Annotated in this window: 12 protein-coding genes; all 12 read left to right on the top strand. The window is 32.0% G+C overall.

The window, feature by feature from the left end:
- The first annotated feature begins 19 nt into the window (after positions 1–19).
- The 12 genes from glmS to QMG30_RS12210 all read left to right on the top strand — a co-directional run bounded on the left by glmS (position 20) and on the right by QMG30_RS12210 (position 16,075).
- Entirely contained in the window at positions 20–436 is a 417-nt protein-coding gene (glmS, locus tag QMG30_RS12155) for a methylaspartate mutase subunit S (protein ID WP_281815716.1), read from the top strand.
- A complete protein-coding gene (gene glmL / locus QMG30_RS12160; RefSeq protein WP_281815717.1) occupies positions 436–1,827 on the top strand; it encodes a methylaspartate mutase accessory protein GlmL in 1,392 nt (463 codons plus the stop codon). Before glmS ends, glmL begins: the two co-directional genes overlap by 1 nt.
- Position 1,828: 1 nt before the next feature.
- Positions 1,829–3,280, top strand: a complete 1,452-nt coding sequence (locus QMG30_RS12165) for a methylaspartate mutase subunit E (RefSeq protein WP_281815718.1) — start codon at positions 1,829–1,831, stop codon at positions 3,278–3,280.
- 27 nt (positions 3,281–3,307) lie between these two features.
- Entirely contained in the window at positions 3,308–4,567 is a 1,260-nt protein-coding gene (locus tag QMG30_RS12170) for a methylaspartate ammonia-lyase (RefSeq protein ID WP_281815721.1), read from the top strand.
- Positions 4,568–4,621: 54 nt separating this feature from the next.
- Positions 4,622–5,980, top strand: a complete 1,359-nt coding sequence (locus QMG30_RS12175; RefSeq protein ID WP_281815723.1) for an acyclic terpene utilization AtuA family protein — start codon at positions 4,622–4,624, stop codon at positions 5,978–5,980.
- 22 nt (positions 5,981–6,002) lie between these two features.
- On the top strand, positions 6,003–6,320 hold the full coding sequence (locus tag QMG30_RS12180; RefSeq protein ID WP_309298648.1) for a DUF4387 domain-containing protein: 318 nt from the start codon (positions 6,003–6,005) through the stop codon (positions 6,318–6,320).
- Positions 6,321–6,774: 454 nt separating this feature from the next.
- Positions 6,775–8,667 carry a GxGYxYP domain-containing protein gene (locus QMG30_RS12185; protein ID WP_281815725.1) on the top strand — a complete coding sequence of 631 codons (1,893 nt, stop codon included), beginning with the start codon at positions 6,775–6,777 and terminating at the stop codon, positions 8,665–8,667.
- Positions 8,668–8,816: 149 nt separating this feature from the next.
- The gene (locus tag QMG30_RS12190) at positions 8,817–9,815 is read left to right on the top strand and encodes a LacI family DNA-binding transcriptional regulator (RefSeq protein WP_281815727.1); all 999 of its coding nucleotides are present in this window, start codon (positions 8,817–8,819) and stop codon (positions 9,813–9,815) included.
- Positions 9,816–9,863: 48 nt separating this feature from the next.
- Positions 9,864–11,177, top strand: a complete 1,314-nt coding sequence (locus QMG30_RS12195) for a sugar ABC transporter substrate-binding protein (protein ID WP_281815729.1) — start codon at positions 9,864–9,866, stop codon at positions 11,175–11,177.
- Between the two features lie 79 nt (positions 11,178–11,256).
- Positions 11,257–12,183 carry a carbohydrate ABC transporter permease gene (locus QMG30_RS12200; protein ID WP_281815730.1) on the top strand — a complete coding sequence of 309 codons (927 nt, stop codon included), beginning with the start codon at positions 11,257–11,259 and terminating at the stop codon, positions 12,181–12,183.
- Complete coding sequence (locus QMG30_RS12205) at positions 12,176–13,012, top strand: carbohydrate ABC transporter permease (protein WP_281815731.1); 837 nt, start codon at positions 12,176–12,178, stop codon at positions 13,010–13,012. The genes QMG30_RS12200 and QMG30_RS12205 overlap by 8 nt, the downstream gene beginning before the upstream one ends.
- Positions 13,013–13,069: 57 nt before the next feature.
- A complete protein-coding gene (locus QMG30_RS12210) occupies positions 13,070–16,075 on the top strand; it encodes an alpha-mannosidase (protein WP_281815732.1) in 3,006 nt (1,001 codons plus the stop codon).
- The last annotated feature ends 16 nt before the right edge of the window (positions 16,076–16,091 follow it).

Here is a 16,091-nt window from a genome sequence, read left to right on the forward strand (position 1 = left end):
TGTAATTTGGAGGGACAATATGAATAATAAAAAGATAGTCTTAGGTGTAATCGGTGCAGATGTTCATGCCGTCGGGAATAAAATATTAGCATATGCATTTGATAATGCAGGATTTCAAGTGATTAATCTTGGAGTAATGGTGTCACAAGAAGAGTATATAAAAGCGGCAATCGAAACTGGAGCTGATGCTATATTAGTATCATCATTGTACGGACATGGAGAATTAGATTGCAGAGGGCTTAGAGAAAAATGTGAAGAATCAGGTATAGGAGACATATTGTTATACGTTGGTGGCAATTTAGTAGTTGGAAAGACACCTTTTGAAGAAGTCAAAAAGAAATTTATTGATATGGGATTCAACAGAGTATATCCACCAGGAACACTTCCAGATGTTTCTATTAGAGATCTCAAAAATGATTTGGGAGTGATTGACTGATGGAAGCAGTATTACTCATTGATTTTGGCAGTACCTATACGAAAGTTACTGCTGTTGATTTAGAAAATAAAGCTATAATAGGTACTTCAAAAGCATTTACGACAATTGAATCAGATATATGCGAAGGACTTGATAATGCTTTAGATAATCTAAAGTCAAAATGTAGTGATTTAACTGTGAAAGAAATGTTTGCATGTAGTAGTGCGGCCGGAGGACTAAGAATGGTAGCAATCGGTTTAGTACCTGATTTGACTGCTGAGGCTGCTAAAAGAGCTGCTCTTAGTGCAGGGGCAAAAGTAATGAAAGTATTTTCTTATGAACTTAACGAAAGTGAAGCAGAAGAGATTGATGATATAAGACCAGATATAATTCTATTGACAGGGGGAACTGACGGGGGTAACAGAGAGGTTATTTTACATAATGCTAAGATGTTGGCTTCATTGAAAACAACAGCACCTATTATTATAGCAGGTAATAAATCTGTGCAAGAGAAAGTTGCAGATATATTATGTGAGAAAGAAATCACTATATGTGAAAATGTTATGCCTGAACTTGATGTTCTCAATATTGAATCAGCTAGGCTAGCAATAAGAGAAGTTTTTCTCAAGAGGATAGTATATGCAAAAGGATTATCCAAAGTCAATAAATTAATCGAAGGTATAATAATGCCAACACCATCAGCAGTATTGAAGGCTGCAAAACTTCTTGGAGAAGGTACAGATAATCAAAAAGGAATTGGTGAGTTAATAGTTGCTGATGTAGGAGGTGCAACAACTGATATTCATTCTATTGCAAAGGGACTACCTAGTAAAGGGGGAGTACTATTAAAAGGTCTTCCAGAGCCATTTGTAAAAAGAACCGTAGAAGGTGATTTGGGAGTAAGGTATAGTGCAGATGCTTTAGTTGGTTCATGTGGAGTTGAAGAACTATTAAAGAGAATTGATTTAGATAAATCTCAGATAGAAGAATATCAGCAATTGATAAAAAGAAACCCTGGTTTCATAACTGACGATGACGAAATATTTGAAAAATTTGACTTTGGGTTAGCTGCTTTAGCAGTTAAAAATGCGGTAGACAGACATGTTGGAAGAATTGAAACACATTACACACCTTTTGGAGCTACTTATGTTCAGACAGGGAAAGATTTGACAACTGTTAGAAACATCATTGGTACTGGTGGTCCTATAATTAATTGTAAAAGAGCAAAAGATGTTCTGAAAGAGTCATTATTCGACCCTGTTGAACCATCAATATTGAAACCTATGAGAGGTAAGATTTTTATAGACAGTAAATACATTTTTGCTGCTATGGGGTTATTAGCAGTTAAATATCCGGATATTGCACTAACTATTATGAAGAAAGATATAAAACTAATATTAGAGGTGAATTAATATGGAATTAAAAAATAAGAAAATAGATGATAAGTCATTTCAAGAGATTAGGCAGGAAGTACTTTTACAATGGTCAACGGGTAAAAAAGTAGATTTTGATGAAGCTGTAAAATACCATGAGAAGATACCAAAAAATAAAATATTCTCTGAAAAATTATATGAGGCAAGTAAAGCAGGAAGTACACTTATACAACCAAGAGCTGGTGTAGCGTTGGTTGATAAACATATAGAACTTTTAAATTATCTTGTAAAAGAAGGAGAAGCTGATTTATTACCTACAACAATTGATAGCTACACAAGACATAATAGATATAATGAAGTTGAAAAAGGAATTGATGAAAGTCGAAAAGCAGGAAGATCAATGTTAAATGGATTCCCTGCAGTTAATCATGGCATTTCTTTATGTAGAAAAGTTAATGAATCCGTAAATGTACCTGTAGAAGTCAGACATGGTACACCTGATGCTAGACTGCTTGCAGAAATTACTATAGCAGGTGGTTTTACCTCTTTTGAAGGAGGAGCAATCTCTTATAATATTCCATATTCCAAAAATATACCTCTAGATAAAACTATATATGATTGGCAATATGTTGATAGACTTGTGGGCATGTATGAAGAAGCAGGTATCAGCATTAATAGAGAGCCTTTTGGACCACTTACTGGAACATTGGTTCCTCCATGTATTTCTCATAGTGTTGCAATAATAGAAAGCTTACTTGCAGCAGAACAAGGTGTCAAAAATATTACAGTAGGTTATGGACAATGCGGTAACTTGATTCAAGATGTTGCGGCTATCAAAACAATAAAAACCCTTACAGAAGAATATCTACAAAAATTCGGTTATGAAGATACTGTAGTTACAACTGTACTTCATCAATGGATGGGTGGATTCCCACAAGATGAATCAAAGGCATTTGGAGTAATCTCTTGGGGAGCAGCTACAGCAGCATTAGCAGGAGCTACTAAAGTAATAGTTAAGACTCCACATGAAGCAATGGGTGTTCCAACAAAAGAAGCAAATGCAAGTGGACTGAAAGCGACCAAACAAGTAGTTACTATGTTGAGAGACCAGAGAATGGAGCTTACTAGGGAACTAGAAGAAGAGGAAGAGATAATAAAGGCAGAAACAAGATGTATCATTGATAAAACCCTTGAACTAGGTGAAGGCGACATTGCTGTTGGAACAATTAGAGCTTTTCAGGCAGGAGTTATTGATATACCATTTGCACCAAGTAGACAGAATGCAGGTAAGATATTCCCAGCAAGGGATAATACAGGAGCTGTAAGATTTTTAGAATGCGCTAACATTCCATTTACCAAAGAAATTAAAGAATATCATTACAATAAGATACAGGAAAGAGCTAAATACGAAAAAAGAGATATGAGTTTCCAGATGGTTATTGATGATATTTATGCAATAGGTAAAGGAAGATTAGTAGGAAGACCAAGATAGTAGTATACAAAGAAGGGAAGTAAAAACATGAAAATCGTAGATGTTATTCTATCAGAAGGGAAAACAGGTTTTTTCTTTGATGATCAGAGAGCAATAAAAAAACATGCTGTTCAAAACGGAGCAACATATAGTGGAGAACCATTAACAGAGGGATTTAGCTCTGTAAGACAGGCAGGGGAAGCAATATCAGTTATGCTTTTATTAGAAGATGGTCAAATCGCTTATGGTGATTGTGCTGCTGTTCAATATTCAGGAGCAGGAGGAAGAGATCCATTATTTCTTGCAAAAGATTATATACCTGTTATAGATAAATATATTAAACCATTATTGGTAGGCAGAGAATTAACTAGTTTCAAAGAGATAGCAGAAGAAATAGATAATTATAAAACACCTACAGGTGCAAGAATGCATACAGCCGTTAGATATGGTGTTACACAAGCGATATTGGATGCTGTAGCTAAAAGTAGGAAAATGCTTATGGCAGAAGTGGTAGCTGATGAATATGGTACTACTGTTTCTAAAAATGAGATTCCTATATTCATGCAGTCTGGTGATGATAGATATAATAACGTTGATAAGATGATTCTAAAAGGTGCTGACATTCTACCTCATGGACTTATTAATAATGTCAAGTTGAAATTAGGGGAAAATGGTGAATTACTCGAAAAGTATATAATGTGGATTCGTGATAGAGTCGTAGAGATAAGAGATGTAGAAGATTATCAGCCAGTCATTCATATTGATGTTTATGGAACTATAGGTCTTATATTCAATAATGATGTAGATAAGATGGTTGAATATCTAAGTAGATTGGAAAAGGCTGCTCATCCTTTGAAGTTAAGGATTGAAGGTCCAATGGATATGGAAGAAAGAGAAGCTCAGATGAAAGCTCTAAGTGATTTGTGTAAAAGACTTGATGATGATGATGTTCATGTAGAAATAGTTGCAGATGAATGGTGTAATACTTTTGATGATATCAAGTATTTTGCTGATAATAGAGCAGGTCATATGATTCAGATCAAGACACCTGATCTTGGTGGTATAAATAATACTATTGAAGCTGTGTTGTATTGTAAAAATCTTGGAATTGGGGCTTATCAAGGTGGTACTTGTAATGAGACTGATAGGTCTTCACAAGTCTGTGTTCATTTAGCTATGGCTACACAGCCTACACAGATTCTTGCTAAACCTGGAATGGGTGTAGATGAAGGATATATGATTGTCTTTAATGAGATGGAGAGGATATTGGCGGTTAGAGATATTAGAGAGAAGAATGGATTAGTGTAATTGGTTGGATAAGAGTTTAGTATTAATGATGATAGAGAAAGGGTGGTTTACGTTATGAGAGAATTAAGGGTTTTATCTCCTACAGCTATATTAGGATATGGATTTCCTATGGAATCTTTTGAAGAGGGGATGAAGAGGAAACCTCATGTAATTGCGGTTGATGCAGGGTCAACTGATCCAGGACCTTATTATCTCGGAGCTGGGATATCATTTACTGATGAGTCCGCTGTTAAGAGAGATCTAACTATTATGATAAAGGCTGCTAGAGAGAATAACATTCCTGTTATTGTTGGTACTGCTGGAGGGTCTGGTGGAGAACCTCATTTACAGGGAGTTGTTGATATAGTTAAGAGTATTGGTCAAGAAAATAATTTAGAGTTCAAGATGGCTATTATTCATGCTGAAATAGAAAAAGAGTATGTTATCAATAAGTTGTTGGATGGAAAAGTTAAGCCTTTGCATCCAGTGCCAGAATTGACACTAGAGGAACTTGAGAAGACAGAGCGTATTGTAGGACAGATGGGACTTGAACCTATCGTTAAGGCTCTTGATGAAGGAGCAGAGGTTATAATTGCTGGTAGGGCATATGATCCAACTGTTTTTGCGGCTTTAGCAGTTAAAGAAGGTTTTGATGAAGGACTAGCATTGCATATGGGTAAAATATTGGAATGTGCTAGTATCGCAGCTACACCTGGAAGTGGTAGCGACTGTATGTTCGGTTATCTATCAGATGAGGATTTCAGGTTGGAACCTCTCAATCCTATTAGAAAATGTACTACTTTATCAGTAGCGGCTCATACTTTATATGAAAAAACTAATCCTTATGTTTTGCCTGGACCAGGTGGAATACTTGATTTGCAAGAGACAAAATTCTATCAAGAAACTGATAATATAGTGAAAGTAACTGGTTCTAAATTTAAGCCTTCTAAGGTGTATACAGTTAAACTAGAAGGAACTAAGAAAGTTGGTTATAGGACAGTTTCTATAGCAGGTACAAGAGATAGTATTATGATTTCTCAGATAGATGCAATCATACAAGAGGTAAGAGATAGAGTACAAGATAATTTCAAAGATGCTGATTATAAATACCATTTAGATTTTAAAGTATATGGTAGAGATGGTGTCATGGGCTCACTTGAACCTAATAAAGAGATAACCAGTCATGAGATTGGTATTGTTATAGAAGCAGTAGCAGATACTCAAAAGATTGCTAATACAATCTGTAGTTTCGCTAGATCGACTATGCTCCATTATGGTTATGATGGAAGAATTTCAACTGCAGGTAATTTGGCTTTTCCTTATTCTCCTTCTGATTTTAAAGCTGGAGAAGTGTATGAATTCAGTATTTATCATATTGTGGAAGTAGATGATCCATATGAATTGTTCAAGATTGAATATGTCAATGTAAAGTAAAAGGTGAGGAGGGTTTAATATTATGAAAACTAAATTAAAAGATATTGCAGAAGTTATTAGAAGTAAAAATGCAGGTCCTTATGAATTGACTTTTGATATTATTTTCAAAGACTGGGATACATACCAAACAGCTTGTGATAAAAAAATTATTAATGAAGAAATTATTGCAAAGCTGTATCATATACCAGTAGAAGATGTCATCAATATAATAGAATTTAAACCAGCCAAAGCTATAAAGGCTACTATAGTTCGTCCAATGGCATCTGGAGAATTAGGAGAAACAGATGTTTATGGTGCACAGCAACATGCTCCTTTGGTTGATTTAGAGGTAGAATTATAATGTATTATTATATGTGAAAAAGACGACTCTAGTTGTGATAATATTTGCTGGATAAACCAAAAAATAGGGATTAAAAAACATATAAAAACTTAATAGTAAGATGAATCTTATTTAGCATTAATAATAGTATAAATATATTTAATAAGATTCATCTTTTGTCATGTAATTATATAGATTCTATCTAAAATATTTTTTACTGCTTTTATATTAAATTTATAATGTTATTAATTGAAAATCTGGTAATTATCAACTAGACAATATCTTGCTTTTATAAAAAAGTATTGACTTTTGACGAAATATATATTATTATAATTACAGAAAACCGGTTTACTGAAAAATATATAACATACCTTGCAAGATATAGACAACTAACTTCATTGTATACTTATCTTAAATTCATAACATAATTACAAATTGATTATAGGTAATATAATAGAATTTAGGAGGGATTTTTGTGAAAAAAAAGGTGTTTAGTACTTTATTATGTTTATGTATGATGTTTTCATTGACAACTTTTAATTTTAATGATGTATATGCTTATTCTAATGGTTCATATTATGAAAAAACAGCATATACCGCAACTGACTTATATGTTATAGATATCCAAAATATGACCTATGCAGAAAGAACTATGATTGCAACTTTACAAGGGATTGTTGCTAATAAGACATCATCACAAATATACATAATTGATTCGGATCCACATTTTACTGAAGATGCATACTTAAGATATTTGAATGATTTAGTAAGCAAAAAAGGAATAACTTATCAAGAAGTTAATAGTGCATGGGACTTAATTAATACATTCAGTCAATATATTGATGGATACATATTGTATCAAACAGGTACTGATTCCGTTAATGTTGCTAACTCCCTAGCAGGAATATTAGATGCAGTGGCTGTTGAAGTAAGTATTGAAACTACTGCACAGAATAATAGTTTAAGCCTAGTGCAAGATGTTACCGGTAAAACGGAATCATGGGTAGTAGATAACTATTGGAATCAGTTGAATCACAGTATTGTTATAGAAGCTAAAGAGGATGATGAACATTCAACCCACTTAAGAGATTTTGCAGCAATGAATAAAGCACTTGTTTTTTATGATGGAAATTCAAGTTTTAGAACATCAATAATGCAAAAGTTAGAACCTGATTCAGTCGTATTTGGATGGGGAGATACTAGTGGTGGTTCAGAAGAAGCTTTTATCTCTAATAGTTCCTATAATGGTGTAATGAGCATTCCTTCTGATTGGGCATTGAATTTATCAGTTCTAAGCGGATTTTCTGCAGGAACATATTCTCAAAATACTTCACAAGCTACTAATGAGGAAAATATCCATTATGTAACATTCTATGTATCTGATGGAGATAATTTACAATGGGCTCTAAACAGAGGAAATGAAGATGATTGGTGGGGGAGTCAGTCAAGAGGTAATTTTGGAATAGGATGGACAATGCCTCCTGGAATGATAGATTTAGCACCTAGTGTACTAGATTGGTATTATGAATCAGCAACTTCAAATGATAATTTTATTGTTGGACCTTCAGGTAATGGATTTATTTATCCAAAAGCATATCCAGCTAGCGAACTTGATTTACATACTCAGAGATTAAATGAGTATATGGGAAAATTGGATATGGGTATTGTAGCTGTCATTGGAAGAAATTCCTTTAATGATACTTCCATATGGGATAAATATACTATGCAGCCTAATATTGATGGTTTGTTCTATTACGAATGGACACAATATTTTGGAAGTCCTTATAATGGAGATATCATATGGTCTAATGGGAAACCTGTAATTTCAACTAGTGTGAAATTAGCAGATGGACTCTCATATGCTTACAACAAAGATCAAGTAGTAAATTACCTTAATAGTCAACCAACAAATCCTAATAATGAAAGTGGATATTCAATGATAGCAGTAGATGCATGGAATAATTATGATTTACCAGCAACATTACAATATATTGTTGATAGATTAGATTCTAATGTGAGGGTAGTTACTCCAGATGAATTTGTTAGATTGATTAAAGAGAACATTAATCTAACTGCACAATCTTTTGAATTATTAACTCCTTCAAATGGTGATACTTGGGTTTCAAGAACCAATACGACTTTTGATTGGGAAGATTCTTTTGAAGCTGATAGTTATCAAATTATTGTAGATAACGATAGTGATTTTTCTAGCCCTGAAATAAATGTTTCAGATATTATGACTAGTAACTACACTTCAACTATAACATTAGACAGAATGACAAAATATTATTGGAAAGTTATAGCAGTAGATGATAATGTCACTACTCAATGCAATGATATATTTACTTTTAATACCAGTTACTTCTAGTCAAATTAATATACTACACCTTATAGCTTAATAAATAGTATAATCGTTAAATATCATTTACATATACGCATAAGTGTGATATTATGGTATAGAAAACCGGTTCTCTAATGCGATTACAGTACTATTTTAAGGTAAAAGGTGGTTAAAGAATGAGTACAATCAATGATGTATCAAAATTAGCTGGAGTATCAAAATCAACTGTATCAAATGTATTTAACAATACAAAGTATGTAAGCGAAGAAATAAAAGATAGAGTTTTGAAGGCTGCAAAAGAATTAAACTATTATCCTAATAAATTGGCTACAAGTCTTGCTAATAAAAGAACTTATATGATAGGTTTGTTTTTAGAAAACCTAGGGGAATTTCGAAGTATGCATCATCAAATTATTGAAGGTGTTTCTATGAAATTAAATGAGTACAATTATAATGTAATCCTATATATTGATAGAGATAATGAAAAAATACCTAAAGGAACTAAGTTAAGAATAGAGCCTATAGATGGAGCAATTATTTTAGACCCAGAAATTGAAGATATTCGTATCAAAGACTTTGTTAGTTCGGGTACTCCAATAGTTTTAGTTGGAAAAGCTCCTAAATCATATGAAAATCTATGTAGCTTAGATATTGATAATATTGAAATTGCTTATAATGCCACTAAGATGTTATTACAAAATGGTCATAAAAAAATTGCATTTATCAATAGTAAACCTAATTTGACTATAACGTCTGATCGTTTAAAAGGATATATTAAAGCTCTATCAGAGAATCAAATTGATTTTGAACCTTCTTATATATATAACTGCGATAATACAATATTAAAGGCAAGGAAGTTAGCAAGTAGTATTCTAGAAAATGGTGAATTTAGCGCCATTATTACTGAATCTGATGTAGTGGCACTGGGGGTATATGAAGAAGCAAAAGATAAAGGTATTAATATACCTAATGATATTTCTGTTTTTGCATTAGGTGGTATGGATTATTTTTTAAATCCTGAAGTTAGTAGGGTGGTAGTAGATTATAAGAAATTAGGAGAAGCTGCAGCTAAACAAATTACTATGATTATAGATAATAAGCAACAGCTATCAAACATTGTTTTGAACGAATACAAAATTATTAAAACAGGTTCTATAGGACAAGTTTTAATATAAAAACATCTATAAAATATCATAAATCTAAGGTTTTAGGGAGGATATAAAATGTTTAATACTAAAAAATGGTTTACTCTTGTTATAAGTCTAATAATGATAATGAGTTTATTTACTGGATGTGGTTCAAAAGAAACAGTTTCAAATGAAGGATCCAAGAAAACAGATGGGAAAGTTAATGAACAAAAAGGAGATAATGAGAAACAAGTTAAACTTAGTATTTGGTGGGCAAGTCAAGATGAATTCAAGGAACCATTATTAGATGCAATTTCAGAGTATGAGGCTGAACATCCAAATATAAAAATCGAACCAGAATGGTTAGCTAGTTTTGATTACTATGATAATTATAAAGTTTCATTGGTAGGAAATACTGCACCTGATATTGTGAAAATTGATCATGTATTTGTTCAATCATTAGGTTATGATGATCAAATTCTAGATTTGGGTGAATTTGGTGCAAATGAAATCAGAGATAAATTTGTAGATGCAGCATGGAAAGCAAATATGTATAAAGACCATGTATATGCATTACCATTTGATGCTAATACACTAGCATTAATGTATAATGAAGATTTATTAGCTAAAGTAGGTAAGAAAGTTCCTACTACATATGAAGAATTAAAAGAAGTATCACTTGCAATTAATGATTTAGGTGAAGAGGGAGTATATGGATACACTGTTCCAGTCAATCCAAAAGAAAGCGGATTCTTATCTTTCCAATTTAGTTCATGGGTAGCTAGAAATGGTGGTTCTATCTTAAATGATGACTGGAGTGCAAGTACATTAGATAGCGAAGAAGCTGTCAATGCATTACAGCAAGTAGATGATTTACTTAGTTGCGGAGCAATACCACCAAATGTATATCTTGAAAATGAATTTTATGAAGGTAAGATTGGTTTACTGGAAATGGGATGTTGGAATATCAATAGACTTACAGCAGATGAAGCAGCTAATTTAAATGTTGCACCTTTAGTATCACTAAAAGACTCAGTTACAGGTTATGCTCCATTAGGATTATATAGTCTAGCAATAACGAAAGCAACAAAACATCAACAAGAAGCATATGATTTTTGTAAATTCTTAGCAACTAATAAAGATTTACAGTTGTCTTATGCTAAACAGACTAATCTAATGCCTTCATTAAAGGATTCACTAGAAGATGAAATGTTTAATACTCCAGAATGGAAAGTGTTCATTGAACAATTCAAAAATACTGTGTCAAGACCAGGAAGTCCAGCATGGCCTTCAATTGACAAACATCTTTCAAATGCAATTCAAAAAGTACTAACTGGTGTTGCAGAACCAGAAGAAGCATTAAAAGAAGCAAAAGAAAAGTGTGATGAAGAAATAAAAAATATTAAATAACAATAAGTTCAAATAATTGCATAAAATTATGGGTACAGTATCGTATTTTACTGTACCCTGTTTTGAAAGAAGGTTAATGATGAAAAGTATATCCATGAAAAAGATTGATAATAAGTATAGAAAGAGAAGAGTTAAATACAAGCAAGAAATCATAGCATACAAGATGCTTGCAATACCATTAATTCTTTGGGGAATATTTTTTGTGTTTGCATTATTTCGAGTTATTTATTTGAGTTTTACAGATTGGAATATATTTAAGGCTCCAAGTTTTGTTGGATTAGATAATTATATTCGTATTTTTACCAACGATGGAGCATTGTGGAAAGCATTTAGTAATACATTTATATGGACCGTGTGTACTGTCATAGGACACAATCTAATTGGACTTGGTACAGCTTATATGATTACCTGCATTTCTAAGGGTGAAAAATTCTTCCGAGCAGCTTTATTTTGGCCTATACTTGTTTCACAGGTTGTAGGAGCTACAATGATTGAATGGATATTTGATCCTAGTCCTTATGGATTTTTGAATACAATAATTGGACACTTTGGTCTAAAATCTGTAGCTTGGCTATCAGATCCAGATATGGCTTTAGTATCATTAATGCTTTATCCATTATTTTTAGGTTTTGGAATAAGGATGCTTATCTATTTAGCTGGTTTCAAACAAATACCTAAAGCTTTTTATGAAGCAGCTAAAATTGATGGAGCTAGTAACTGGACCATTTTTAAGAAAATTACTATTCCATTATTAAAACCAATTATTTTATTAAACATAGTCTATACAACAATAGAAAGTTTTAAGGTAATAGGTCCAATGCAGCTTGTTACGAATGGGGGACCTATAGGTAGTACTATGTCAGTTGTTCTAAGAATATATCAAGATGGTTTTGTTGAGAATAAAATGGGATATGCATCATCTATTGCGGTTATGTTTTTTATATTTATTCTAATTGTTACAATAATACAATTTAGATTTGAGGGGGAGACTGTGACTTATGAGTAAAGGTAAAAATAAAATCAGAAATACAATATTTTATATAATATTAAGTATCTTTGCATTTGTTCAATTGTTTCCTTTTTATCTTAGGATAGTTTATTCTTTACAACCCAAAGATTTTTTACCGGAAATAGGTAAAATATATTTATTACCTGAAGGATTTCATTTTGAAAATTATATTGAAGCTTGGAAAATGTCAAATCTAGGAGTAGGATATAAAAATAGTTTGATTTATGTAACGATTTTTACTATAGTAAGTGCATTTATTGCAATTTTAGTAGGTTATGTGATAGCTAAGAAAAAGTTTAGAGGAAGAAAAATAATATTTATCATGTTACTTTCCACTTTGATGGTACCTGCAGAAGTATTATTAATACCTAATTATATTTTGATACGAGATTTAAATCTATTAAATAAATTAGCGGCACTTATTATACCAGGGTTAGTTAATATTGTAGGAATATTTCTTGCTAAACAATTTTTAGAGACACTTCCGGATTCAATAATTGAATCTGCATACATAGATGGTGCTAGTGAAATGAAAATTTTCTTTAAGGTTGTGTTACCATTATCAGGACCAGTAATAGCTACATATTTTATTATAACGTATACTCAGATGTGGAATGATTATCTTTGGCCAATGATAGTTACTAACAAATCAGAAGTATTTACAGTTCAACTTTGTATGATGGGATTTCAGACTAATTTTCAGACAGGATATGATATGATCTTAGAATCTGCAGCATTAATTACGACCTTAGCTCCAATAGTTATTGTTTTCTTAATTTTCCAGAAAAAATTCGTTGAAGGAATCAGTATGACAGGAATAAAATAAAAAATCAGTTTAATTAAATATAAAGTAAAGTTTAATAAGATGGGAGTTAGTATAATTATGCCATATAATAAAAAGCAGATGTATGTCTATATTCAAAATGTGATTAAAAAAATAAATGAAGTTATGTATATAAAGGTGGCAGAATTAAATGCTGTTGCATGGGTTACTAGAGAACCAGTTCCATTTGAAGAACGATGTACTGGAGAAAAGAAACAAATTAATATGGGAGAGACTTGGGGTCAGCTGTGGGATTGTGGATGGTTCCATTTTACAGGTAAGGTTCCTAAATCCCAAGCTGGTAAGAAGGTTGTGTTATTGATAGATGTTAATGGTGAGGGTTGTGTTTTTGATAGAAAAGGATGTCCTATTAGAGGATTAACAAATATAAGTTCATATTTTGATTATACATTAGGAAAACCTGGTAAGCAGGTTGTCCAATTTTTAGAACATGCTGAAGGTGAAGAGAAAATTGATATATGGGTAGAAACAGGTTGCAATGATCTTTTTGGTAGATATAGTAAAAAAGGTACTTTAGAAGAAGCCTGTATTGCAGTTTGTAACAAACAAATGAGAGCTTTATATTATGATTTTGAAGTATTATATAATTTGATGTTACAGTTGCCAGATAGTGAATCAAGACACATGAGTATACTTTATAAATTAGATGAAGCTGCAAAAATCATGAAAAACTATACAGAAGAAGAAGCAGCTATAGCTAGAAAAATATTAATGAGTGAGTTAAATAAAAAAGGTGGTGATCCATCATTAACAATTAGTGCTATTGGTCATGCTCACATGGACCTTGCATGGCAATGGCCTATTAGAGAAACTATTAGAAAAGGAGCTAGAACTTTTTCAACAGTTTTGGAAATGATGGAACGTTATCCAGATTATATATTTGGAGCGAGTCAGCCTCAACTTTATATATGGATGAAAGAACACTATCCTAGTTTATATAGAAAAATAAAGGAAAAAATAAAAGAAGGACGTTGGGAAGTACAAGGGGCTATGTGGGTAGAACCAGATACGAATATATCAGGTGGAGAAGCATTAGTTAGGCAGGTTCTTTACGGTAAAAGGTTTTTTAGAGAAGAATTCAATAAAGACATGAAAAGCTTATGGCTTCCAGATGTTTTTGGATACACTGCTTCATTGCCTCAGATATTAAAAAAATCAGGTGTCGATTATTTTATGACAATTAAGTTATCATGGAGTGAAATCAACCAATTCCCTCATCATACGTTTAATTGGCAAGGTATAGATGGTACAAAAATATTATGTCATATGCCACCAGAAGGTACATATAATAGTTCTGCAAGTCCTCAAGCAATAAAAAAAACAGAATCACAATTCTTGGACAAAGGAGTTTCTGATCGTTGCCTTATGTTATTTGGAATAGGAGATGGGGGTGGAGGACCTGGAGCAGAGCATTTAGAGAGACTCAAAAGGGTTAAGAATCTTAATGGATTATCACCAGTAGTTCAAGAAAGTTCACTAGACTTTTTTAAAAAAATAGATAATGATTCTAATAAGTACAAAACTTGGAATGGTGAGTTATATCTTGAAAAACATCAGGGAACTTTTACGACTCAAGCAAAAAATAAAAAATATAATAGAAAAATGGAGATAATGTTAAGAGAATTAGAATTTTCATCCATGTTAGCTCAGTTAAATGCTGATAAGATCTATCCACAAGAGGACATTGAAGAAATATGGAAAGAAGTTTTACTTTATCAATTTCATGATATTTTACCTGGTTCATCAATTAAGCGGGTTTATGATGAAAGTCTTGACAGATACAAAATACTAATGGATAAAACAGAAGAATTATTAAAACAATCTTTTGCTGCAATAGTAGATAAAATTAATATTACTGGAATGAATAATCCATATGTTGTATTTAATTCGCTTTCATGGGAACGAAAAGAATGGGTAAAAGTAAATGATGACTGGCAATATTTATCAGTTCCCTCAATGGGATATTTAGTAACAGATGAGAAGAAAGTAGAAATTCCTAATGAAAACCTAGTAATTAAAGAAGATCATTTGGAAAATGAAATGATTAAATTACGATTTAATGCAGATGGAACAATAAAATCAATTTATGATAAAGAATATAAACGAGAGGTCATACAAGAAGAAATGGTAGCTAATAAGTTAGCTATTTATGATGACCAAGGAGATGCATGGGATTTTGATATTAATTATGATGAAAGACTATGCGATAGTTTTCTGTTAGTTTCAAAAGAAAATTATGTAGATGGACCACAAGCCGTTATGAAACAAGTATATAAATATGGAGAATCTGAACTAATACAAAAAGTTATTTTAACAAAAGATAGTCGCAGGATTGACTTTAGTACTGAAGTTATGTGGGAAGAGCGAAATAAAATGTTAAGAACGTCATTTCCAGTAGATATATATGCTACAGAAGCAATTTGCGATATTCAGTTTGGTACTATAAAACGTCCGCTGTATAGAAATACAAGTTGGGAGTTAGCGAAATTCGAAATATGTGCTCATAAATGGGTTGATATTTCACAAAGGGATTATGGTGTTGCACTAATTAATGATTGTAAGTACGGATATAAAGTATTGGAAAACACTATAGATTTGAATTTATTAAGAAGTACAGAATATCCTGGTATTGATGCGGATAGAGGTAGGCATGAATTTACATATTCTTTATATCCTCATAATGGAGATCACGTAGTAGGAGAAGTTGCGAAAAAAGCGTATGAACTTAACATTCCTATGAATTATATAAAAGGAAATATCAATGAAGCATTATTGCCAAAAGCTAAATCATTTATTGAGGTTTTAAGTGACAATGTAATTATTGAATCGGTAAAAAAAGCTGAAGTTGATAATGATCTTATTATCAGATTGTACGAAAACAATAATTCTAGTGTTGATACACAGATAATTTTTAATTTTGATGTGAAATCTGTAAAAATGGTTGATATGATGGAGGAAAATTCTAGAGAAATATCAATTGAAAAAGGTGTAATTAATCTTAGATTTCAACCATTTGAAATTCATACATTAAAGGTTAGTATATAACAAAATACATTAAAAT

The sequence above is a fragment of the Vallitalea longa genome, from assembly GCF_027923465.1.
Taxonomy (GTDB): domain Bacteria; phylum Bacillota; class Clostridia; order Lachnospirales; family Vallitaleaceae; genus Vallitalea; species Vallitalea longa.